We start from the raw sequence: 7,649 nt of genomic DNA, 5'->3' as shown, positions 1-7,649 counted from the left end.
CACTGGCCGTTTTGCCTGTCGAAATGTCCGTATTGCGATTTCAACAGCCATGTCCGGCATGCGCCTGTTGATGAGGATCGATTCGCGCGCGCCTTCGCCCGCGAGATCGAAACCACCGCGGCGCGCGCGCCGGACCGGGAAGTCTCGTCGATCTTCCTCGGCGGCGGCACGCCGTCCTTGATGCGGCCGCAAACGGTGGGCGCGATCCTGGATGCGATCGGCAAGCATTGGCGCGTCGCGCCGGATGTCGAAGTCACGCTGGAAGCCAATCCGACCAGCGTCGAGGCGACACGGTTTGCCGGCTATCGCACAGCCGGGGTCAACCGGGTATCGCTCGGCGTGCAGGCGCTGGATGATTCCTCGCTGAAAGCGCTGGGACGCCTGCACAGCGCGCGCGAGGCGCTGGATGCGGTCAAGATCGCGCGCACCGCGTTCGATCGCTATTCCTTCGACCTGATCTATGCCCGTCCCGATCAGACCCCGCAGATGTGGGCCGATGAATTGAAGCTCGCGATCTCGGAGGCGGCCGAGCATCTGTCGCTCTATCAGCTCACGATCGAGGAAGGCACGCCGTTCTTCGGCCTGCATGCCGCCGGCAAGCTCAAGACGCCGGACGAAGCCACCGCGCGCGCGCTGTATGACGTCACGCAGGATGTTTGCGCTCAATACGGACTGCCGTCCTACGAGATTTCCAATCACGCGCGCGCAGGCGCCGAGTGCAAACATAATCTGGTGTACTGGCGCGGCGAGGAATATGCCGGCATCGGTCCCGGCGCGCATGGCCGGCTCGATATCGAGGGCACAAGGCACGCGATCGCCACCGAAAAGCGCCCGGAGGCGTGGCTGATGCGGGTCGAGTCGTCCGGCCACGGCGTCGTCACCGACGACCACCTCAACAGCGAAGAGCGCGCCGACGAATTCCTGCTGATGGGGCTGCGGCTCGCCGAGGGCATCGACCCCAAGCGTTATGCGGCGCTGTCGGGACGCGCGCTCGATCCCGCCCGGGTCGCGATCCTGCGCGACGAAGGCGCCATCACGATCGATGACAACGGACGGCTGCGCGTCACCCAGGCCGGATTTCCGGTGCTCGACGCGGTGGTGGCGGATCTGGCGGCCTGATCTTCTCGGTTGTCGTCCCCGCGCACGCGGGGACCCATACGCCGTGTCCTTGCAATTTAGCGCAGGGATTAGACGCCTCTCCACAACAACAAACGCCTGTGGTTATGGGCCCCTGCGTTCGCAGGGGCGAAAAAAACCTACGCGCCAAAACTCTTCGGCGAACCGGCGACCGGCACGCCGCCGCCCGTTGCCACCCGCATCACCGCGAGACCGCGCTCATTGGTGCCGTCGGGGCGGAAACGAAACAGGCCGTCGATGCCGGCAAACCCCGATGTGTTGGTCAGCACGTCCTGGGTGAACCGTTGCCCGCCCTGGGTTCGCGCCAGTGCCGCGACCAGCGCCACCGCGTCATAGGCCAGCGTCGCGGTGCGCACCGGCTCGGTGCCGAATTTGGCGCGGTAGCGCGTCGCGAAGGCGCGAAAGCCCGACGGATCCGGCGCGGCATAGAGGCCACCTTGTAGCTTTGGACTGGCGAACACCCGCGGATTATCCCACAGACCCGTGCCGAGCAGCTGCAGGCTCTTCAGATTGGCGCCGGCCGCGGTCAGCGCGTCGGCCACTGTGGCTACCGAATCGCCATCATCGGCCAGCAGCAGCGCATCGGCCTGGCCGAGCGCCTGCGCCACCCGTTGCGCCGGCGCGGTGCGGTCGGCGCCGTATTTTTCAAACGCCACGACGCGTCCGCCGCGGCGGCCCACCGCCTGCTTGAACGCGGCCTCGACCACGTTGCCATAGGCATTCTCGGGCAGCAGCGCCGCGAACGACCGTTTGCCGGTGCTGGCCGCGTATTCGATGATGCGGTTGACGTCCGACTCCGGCAGGAAGCTCAAGAGATAGACGCCGCGGCCGGCGACGCTCGAATCGGTCGAGAACGCGATCACCGAGACGCCGCGCGCCCGGGTCAACTGCGCCGTCGCCGGGACCGACAGCGCAAACAGCGGGCCCAGGATGATTTCCGCGCCTTCGCCGAGCGCCTGCTGGGTGGCCTGCTGCGCGCCTTGCGGACTGCCGGTGTCATCCTTGATCAGAAGCTGGATATTGGGATTGAGGAATTCCGACAGCGCCATCTCAGAGGCGCTCCTCATCGATTGCGCGGCGACGCCGGCATTGCCCGCCGCCGACAGCGGCAGGATCAGGCCGACCTTGACCCCGCCATTGCCGACCACGGCCGACTGCTGCACCGGGCCCGCGGGACCGGGCGCAGGCGCCGGCTGCGAAGGACTGAACGGATTGGAAAACTGGCTGAGGCTATTCTGCACCCCGGAGCAGGCGGCAAGCAGCGGCGCGCCGAGAATCAGGCCGACCGCCGTCCGCCGGGTGGCCCCGGCAGACTTAGACTTAGAAGACTTGGCCCCGGAAGGCCTGGATCCGGCAGGCAGATCCTTGCCAGTCTCCTTGCCCAGATCGTTGGGATTTCGCGGGCCCACCATCGCATCTCTTCTCTTGGCCGACCGGGATCGGCCAGAACTCACTCAAGGACTTGAACTCAGGTACTTCAACCTCCCGGGATCAGGAGGGGTGGATTCAGGCATATTGTCGGCGAATAGTTAACCAAAACAAAAGGATTGTGGCCTGCGACATCGCCGCCGGTTGCAGGGAAATGGTATTTCCCCGCACTGCAGCAAGGTCTTGCCAGACCATTCCCAGGCTATTCCAAAAGATCTGCCCAAATGATCTGCCCAAGAGACCTGCCAAAGAGATCTGCCAAAGGCCGCAGGATCGTGGCGTAGTTGCTTCGCGCCAACCGGTATCCACTTCGCGGTATCCTTCGCAGTATCCTTGGCTATCCACTTGGCGTGAAAACGCTCTAGATTGAGATTATGCGCCCAAAAGCTGCCCACATAAATAGCACTGAAGATCTGACAGCACCCCCGGCGCGGACATTTTCCGTCGGGCCCCATATCCTGACCGCGCCGAAGGCCGCGCCGGGCCTGCATCTGGTCGCGACCCCGATCGGCAATCTCGGCGACATCACCCTGCGGGCGCTGGAAACGCTGGCCGGCGTCGACATCATCGCCTGCGAGGACACCCGCATCAGCCGCCGGCTGACCGAGCGCTATGCGATCACAGCGCTTCTGAAACCCTATCACGAGCACAATGCCGCGCTGGCGCGACCGAAAATCCTGGAGAAATTATCGCAGGGCGCCTCGATCGCGCTGGTGTCGGATGCCGGCACGCCGCTGATCTCCGATCCCGGCTTCAAGCTGGTGCGCGAGGCCTGCGCGGCGGGTTATCCTGTGATCGCGCTGCCGGGCCCCTCCTCGGTGCTGGCGGCGTTATCGGTGGCGGCATTGCCCACCGATCGATTCTTCTTCGAGGGATTTCTGCCGCCCAAACAGGTCGCGCGGCGGGCCCGGCTGGCCGAGCTGGCGCGGATCGACGCCACGCTTGTGATGTTCGAATCCGGCAACCGGGTGCAGGACACGCTGGCCGATCTGGCCGACATCATGGGCGCGCGCGACGGCGCGTTGTGCCGCGAAATGACGAAACTGCATGAGGAGATCACGCGCGGACCGATCGCCGAACTGGCGCGCGCCGCCGATAAGCTGGAAAAGCGCGGCGAATTCGTGCTGGTGATCGGGCCCGCTGCGGCGGGCGCGCGAACCATGGCCGCGGATGAACTGGATGATCTCCTGCGCAGCCGGCTCAAGCGCGACAGCGTCAAGGATGCGGTGGCGCATGCGGTCGAGGTCTCCGGCCGGCCGCGCCGCGAAATCTATGCCCGCGCGCTCGAACTCGCCAAGGAAGCCGACACAGAGGCCGACGATGGCGAAGACTGACGGCGCCTCACCGCCCGAGAAGCCGACAAAAGCCGCGTCGCCGGCGCGCCTCGCGGCGTTTCAAACCGGGCTGTCGGCGGAAGCGCGCGCCGCGGCCTATCTGATGGCCAAGGGCTACCGCATCCTGGCCAAACGTTATCGCACGCCCTACGGCGAAATCGACATCGTGGCGCGGCGGCGCAATCTACTGGCGTTTATCGAAGTCAAAGCCCGCGCCAGCCTCGATGAGGCCGCCTATGCGGTGACGGCGCGCCAGCAGGCGCGCATCATCAATGCCGCCCAGGCCTGGCTGCAGCTCTGGCTCGTGGCGCATCCCGAACATGCCGAATTTGAGCTACGTTTCGACGCCATGCTGATTGCGCCGCGGCGTCTGCCGCGCCATCTGTTAGCGGCGTTCGACGCCAGCACCTGACACCCTGATCTCCAGAGAACCGCGGACCCCCATGAAATTGAACGTCGCCGTCCAGATGGACCCCATCGCGCGCATCAACATCCGCGGCGATTCCACCTTTGCGCTGCTTTTGGAAGCGCAAAAGCGCGGCCACGCGCTGTCCTATTACACGCCGGACAAGCTATCGCTCAAAGGCGAGGAGGTGGTGGCGCCGGTCCAGGTGCTCACCGTGCGCGACGACGTCGGCGATCACTTTACGCTGGGCGAGCCGCGGCGCGAGCCGCTGGCGCAATATGACGTCATCCTGCTGCGGCAGGATCCGCCGTTCGATCTGGCCTATATCACCTCGACGCATTTGCTGGAGCGGCTGCATCCGAAGACGCTGGTGGTGAACGATCCCGCCAGCGTGCGCAACGCGCCGGAAAAGATCTTCGTGATGGATTTCCCGCAGCTGATGCCGCCGACATTGATCTCGCGCGATCTCGACGAAATCAACGCCTTCCGCGACGAGCATGGCGCCGTGGTCATGAAGCCGCTGCACGGCCATGGCGGCGCGGCGGTATTTCGGGTGATGCCGCAGGACATGAATTTCGGCTCCCTGTTCGACATGTTTTCGGTGACCTTCCGGGAGCCCTGGGTGATCCAGCGCTTCCTTCCCGAAGTGAAACACGGCGACAAGCGCATCATCCTGGTCGACGGCGAATTCGCCGGCGCCGTCAACCGCGTGCCGGCGCCGGACGATCTGCGCTCCAACATGGTCCGCGGCGGCGCCGCCCAGGCTACCGAGCTATCAGACCGCGAGCGCGAAATCTGCGCCACATTGGCGCCCCACTTGCGCGCGCGCGGATTATTGTTCGTCGGCATCGACGTGATCGACGGCAACCTCACCGAGATCAACGTCACCTCGCCGACGGGCATCCGCGCCATCGCCCGGCTCGGCGGGCCGGATGTCGCGGCGAAGATCTGGGACACGATCGAGACCAGGCGAAGCGGAAAATAATTCTCCTCGCTTCGTAATCCAGCCGACACATTTCCGCTGACCTGCCGCGCGTTTTTTGCGCGCCTGAATCTGCTTGCCAGCTAGCAAAAGCAGGCGCAGCCTGTGGTTGCCCGGACAACAAGCGGAAGCTTAATCCGCCCGGGCGGCAAAACGCATAATTCAAAAAGCACCATTCAAAAAACAGTGGAGGAAGAACGCATGACATATGATGTTTCGCGACGGTCCCTGCTTGCGCTCGGCGCCGGTCTGGGCGCATCGACCGTGCTTGGCGGCAGCGCGCTGGCGCGGGCCCCCAAGGTTGGAACGCAGACCCCCTATTGGCATCGGTTCAATCTCGGCAGCGCCGAAGTGACGGTGGTTTCCGACGGCCCGCTGCCGCTCGGCCCGCCCAAGGGCACCTTCGTCGGCGTGCCCGATGAAGAAGTAAGGAAAATGCTGAGCGACAATTTCCTGTCGCCCGACAACGTCGTGCTCGAGCAGAACTCCCCGATCGTCAACATGGGCGACAAGCTCGTGCTGTTCGACACCGGCATGGGCACGTCGCATCTGTTCGGCCCGACCACCGGCCGCCAGCAGAAGAGCATGGCGGAAGCCAGCATCAAGCCGGAAGATATCGATGCCGTGGTGTTCTCGCACGCCCACATCGATCATATCGGCGGCGTCGTCGACGCCAACGGCAGGGTGCTGTTCCCGAACGCGCAGTTCTACATCGCCCAGAGCGATTACGATTTCTGGACCGACGAGGGCAAGCTCGGCAGCCCGCTGAAGGATTTCGTCGTTCACGCGCGCAAGAACCTGCTGCCGATCCGCGACCGGCTGGTGTATTTCAAGGACGGCGAGGAATTCCTGCCCGGCATTCAGGCCATGGCGGCGCCCGGACATACCGTCGGCCACCACATGTTCATGGTGACATCGGACGGAAAATCCTTCGCCTTCCTCGGCGATCTCACCCACCACGCGGTGCTGCTGCTCGAAAAACCGCTGATGGAATTCTCCTACGACACCGACCCGAAACAGGCGGCGCAATCGCGGGTGAAAATGCTGACCATGCTGGCGGCCAACAAGACAGCCGTGATGTCCTATCACTTCGCGTGGCCGGGCTATGGCCACGTCGCCAAGGCCGGCGAGGGCTTCCATTATTATCCCGAACCGATGGCGATGCTGCTCTGAACGCAGGCGCGCAAGGCAGACGTAGAAGCGGGGCAGCTATGAGCTGCCCCGTTTTTCAATTTCAATCCGGAATATCAAACATGAAAACGAAATTATTGGCGGCGATCCTGTTCGCCGGCGGAATCCTGATCGGCGCCGGCTCATCCGAACTGATCCATGCCCAGGCGCCGGCGCTTGCGAGCAGACTGGTGTTCCAGACCGACCTGAATAATTTACCCGGCCAGGAGTTGCTGCTGTTCGCCTCGACCTGGCAGCCCGGTTACCGGCTGCCGCTGCACATGCATCCGCAAGGCCATGAGCTCACTTATGTCGTCGAGGGCGAACAGACCTTCGAGATCGACGGCGTCGGCACCAAAATCGTCAAAGCCGGCGAGGCGATCTACACGCCGCCGAACACCCCGCATTTCGGTCGCAACGCTACCGACAGGGAATCCAAAACCATCGTGATCCGGATCAAGGCCAAGGATCAGCCGGTCGCGGTTGAGGTGAAGCGGTAGTTTCCCCCTTTTCCGGATCATGCTCTGGGTTATGATCCCCAATGGAATCTCCACCTGAGGCATTCACGATGGGAGTGTTGCGGTGAAATCTCCGGGATCAGCGATTCGCAAATGGTCTACCGACGCCGAAAGCCCGAGGCGGCGCCTCGATTACTGGATCGGCGCGATCTGCGAGGGTTTTCTTGAAATGACGGCAACCACGCCGGTTGCCACCGCCTTCGAATCCAGTCTGGAAAGCGCGCAACTGGGCGCGATCGGCGTCAATCGTGTACGCGGCAGCGCGCAGGACGTCTACCGCAGCCACACCGCGATCCGGCGATCCCGCGCCGACTATTACTACCTCTTGTGCAAGACCAACGGCGCGTTCGCCGTCGCCCAGAACGGCCGCATGGAGCGCATGAAGCCGGGCGACGTCGTTCTGGTGGATTCGCGGCGGCCTTACGAATTTCACTTTCCGGTCTCCGCCGACACGGTTTCCCTGGAACTGGCGCCATCATGGGTGGAATCCTGGCTGCCCGATCCTGCGCGCATGATCGGCCGGCCGATCGACGGCGATGCCGGCTGGGGCCGTGCGTTGAGCGGGTTCGCGCGTGAACTATCGCCGGAGCTCGCCATCGCGAGACCACTGCCGGCGCAAATCATGACCGATCAGCTGGGCGCGCTGTTGGCGCTCGCCTCCGGAAGTGAGTTCG

General features: G+C 64.1%; 8 protein-coding genes. 7 read left to right on the top strand and 1 reads right to left on the bottom strand.

The features are described from left to right. Positions 1–1,119 (top strand): radical SAM family heme chaperone HemW (hemW, locus tag ABR948_RS26310; RefSeq protein WP_428123569.1); only part of this gene is annotated, 1,119 nt, incomplete at its 5' end. A 137-nt stretch (positions 1,120–1,256) separates the two neighbouring features. Here the strand turns inward: hemW and ABR948_RS26305 are convergent. Next, positions 1,257–2,549, bottom strand: coding sequence for a penicillin-binding protein activator (locus ABR948_RS26305; RefSeq protein WP_428123567.1), 1,293 nt, complete (start codon positions 2,547–2,549; stop codon positions 1,257–1,259). Positions 2,550–2,939: 390 nt separating this feature from the next. On the opposite strand from ABR948_RS26305, the gene rsmI reads away from it, so the two are divergent. From rsmI to ABR948_RS26275, 6 genes are all read left to right on the top strand, one after another. Further along, a complete protein-coding gene (gene rsmI / locus ABR948_RS26300) occupies positions 2,940–3,899 on the top strand; it encodes a 16S rRNA (cytidine(1402)-2'-O)-methyltransferase (protein ID WP_428123565.1) in 960 nt (319 codons plus the stop codon). Beyond that, on the top strand, positions 3,886–4,311 hold the full coding sequence (locus tag ABR948_RS26295; RefSeq protein ID WP_428123563.1) for a YraN family protein: 426 nt from the start codon (positions 3,886–3,888) through the stop codon (positions 4,309–4,311). Before rsmI ends, ABR948_RS26295 begins: the two co-directional genes overlap by 14 nt. 31 nt (positions 4,312–4,342) lie before the next feature. Next, a complete protein-coding gene (gshB, locus tag ABR948_RS26290; RefSeq protein ID WP_428123561.1) occupies positions 4,343–5,290 on the top strand; it encodes a glutathione synthase in 948 nt (315 codons plus the stop codon). A gap of 198 nt (positions 5,291–5,488) precedes the next feature. Beyond that, the gene (locus tag ABR948_RS26285; protein WP_428123559.1) at positions 5,489–6,460 is read left to right on the top strand and encodes an MBL fold metallo-hydrolase; all 972 of its coding nucleotides are present in this window, start codon (positions 5,489–5,491) and stop codon (positions 6,458–6,460) included. Between the two features lie 80 nt (positions 6,461–6,540). Then, positions 6,541–6,957 (top strand): cupin domain-containing protein, encoded by a 417-nt coding sequence (locus ABR948_RS26280; RefSeq protein WP_428123557.1) that lies wholly within the window; start codon positions 6,541–6,543, stop codon positions 6,955–6,957. A gap of 82 nt (positions 6,958–7,039) precedes the next feature. Continuing rightward, the coding region (locus tag ABR948_RS26275; RefSeq protein WP_428123554.1) for an AraC-like ligand-binding domain-containing protein at positions 7,040–7,649 on the top strand (610 nt) is incomplete at its 3' end.

Origin of the sequence: Bradyrhizobium sp., assembly GCF_050014615.1 — a bacterium.
GTDB lineage: Bacteria > Pseudomonadota > Alphaproteobacteria > Rhizobiales > Xanthobacteraceae > Bradyrhizobium.
The sequence above is the reverse complement of the archived record's forward strand: the minus strand, read 5'-3'. Positions and strand labels throughout refer to the sequence as shown.

Bases quoted from the DNA above. Each gene is read 5' to 3' on its own strand.
- ABR948_RS26295 (WP_428123563.1), top strand. From the start codon at position 3,886: ATGGCGAAGACTGACGGCGCCTCACCGCCCGAGAAGCCGACAAAAGCC.
- ABR948_RS26285 (WP_428123559.1), top strand. From the start codon at position 5,489: ATGACATATGATGTTTCGCGACGGTCCCTGCTTGCGCTCGGCGCCGGT.
- ABR948_RS26280 (WP_428123557.1), top strand. From the start codon at position 6,541: ATGAAAACGAAATTATTGGCGGCGATCCTGTTCGCCGGCGGAATCCTG.
- gshB (WP_428123561.1), top strand. From the start codon at position 4,343: ATGAAATTGAACGTCGCCGTCCAGATGGACCCCATCGCGCGCATCAAC.
- ABR948_RS26305 (WP_428123567.1), bottom strand. From the start codon at position 2,549: ATGGTGGGCCCGCGAAATCCCAACGATCTGGGCAAGGAGACTGGCAAG.
- rsmI (WP_428123565.1), top strand. From the start codon at position 2,940: ATGCGCCCAAAAGCTGCCCACATAAATAGCACTGAAGATCTGACAGCA.